At 59.4% G+C, this 1,494-nt stretch carries 1 protein-coding gene; it reads right to left on the bottom strand.

Features of this window, described 5'->3' with window-relative positions; all coding sequences use genetic code 11:
* Positions 1-68: 68 nt before the first annotated feature.
* On the bottom strand, positions 69-1,421 hold the full coding sequence (locus AB4Z51_RS44885) for a transposase (protein WP_441499762.1): 1,353 nt from the start codon (positions 1,419-1,421) through the stop codon (positions 69-71).
* Positions 1,422-1,494 lie beyond the last annotated feature (73 nt).

A 1,494-nucleotide genomic window follows, 5' to 3' on the forward strand; every position in this document is an offset into this window, starting at 1 on the left:
CCGATTCCGTTGAAGAAGTCGGTCTTCGAGCAAGACGGCCGCAATTCGCAGCGCGAACCGACCGCCTCTTAGGTCGGTTTTGGCTGCGGCGCTGGGATCAGCTTGGCTAGTTTCCGGAGGTTCTGGGCGGCTGCAGCGAGAAGGAACTCGTCACGGGCGCCGTTAGGTCCACGTAGTCGCAGTCGGTCTAGCCTGAGAATGCGTTTGAGGTGAGCGAACAACATTTCGACCTTCTTGCGCAGTCGTCGAGATGTTCGACCTTCCCAGGAGTTGGCAATCGCCCGCGCTCTGTCGCGGGCCTTCTCGTGAATCGAACGAGGCACCTTTCGAGCCGGCGTATTCGGGCAGCAGCTTGGTTTCAAAGCGCAAGCGTCACAGTCAGCCTTGCTCGCTCGATAAAGCAACGTCTCGCCGTCATTCACGCGCGTCCCTGTTGTGGTCAGCGTCTTACCGCCAGGACAGACATAAACGTCGACGGCTGGATCATAGTTGAAGTCCTCTCGTGCGAAGCTACCGTCCTTACGTGCCGATTTGTCGAACACGGTCACATGCGGCTCGATGCCGTGTTCATCGACCAGCCAGCCCAGCATGTCGGCCGAACCATAGGCGCTGTCACCGAGGAGTCTGGACGGGTGGAGAGCGAAGTTCTTCGCGGTTCGCTCGATCATGCGCTTGGCGGCGAGAACCTCCGCCTGCCGGATCGCCGTGGTCGGCTCCACGTCGACAATGATCGCGTTCTCCACATCGATCAGATAGTTGGTAGAGTAGGCAAAGAAAGCTTGTCCACCATGAGCGCCGGTCCAGCGTGCGGCCGGATCGGCCGGTGATATGAACTTGGGGACGACCTCGGTCGCCGCCCCAAAAGCCGCATCGTCCAAGACGGCTAGATACTCGTCGATGGCACGGCTTGCAGCTTGCGGGGGCAACCCCTTCTCGCCCTCGACGCCGTTTTGCCGGTTCGCATCGGCCTTGATCAAGCTTGCATCGACCGCAAAGCTTTCGCCGCCAACCAGCCCCTCGTCGATGCAGCGGCGCAAGATGGCCTCGAACAGCTGGCGCAGCAGATCACTGTCGCGGAAGCGGCCATGTCGGTTCTTTGAGAAGGTCGAGTGATTGGGCACGTCACCATCGAGCCCAAGGCGGCAGAACCAGCGGTATGCTAGGTTGAGGTGAACCTCTTCGCACAAGCGCCGCTCCGAACGGATGCCGAAGCAATAACCGACCAACAGCATCCGGACCATCAGTTCGGGGGCAATCGAGGGACGCCCAATCGCGCTGTAGAAGGGAGCCAGCTCTCGCCTCAACCCGTCGAGGTCTACGAACCTGTCGATCGATCTCAATAGATGATCGGCCGGAACGTGCCGCTCGAGCGAAAACTCATAGAACAATGCGGCCTGCCCAACTCGCTGATGTCCCATCATGATTCAGCCCTCTTGCAACGACTGAATCAGCGAATGTCAGCTCACGCAACCGAAGACTTTTTCAACAAAATCG

This window comes from Bradyrhizobium sp. 2TAF36, from assembly GCF_052114925.1.
Classification (GTDB): Bacteria; Pseudomonadota; Alphaproteobacteria; order Rhizobiales; family Xanthobacteraceae; genus Bradyrhizobium; species Bradyrhizobium barranii.

Coding starts and splice junctions, on each gene's coding strand:
- AB4Z51_RS44885 (WP_441499762.1), bottom strand. CDS start 1,421: ATGATGGGACATCAGCGAGTTGGGCAGGCCGCATTGTTCTATGAGTTT.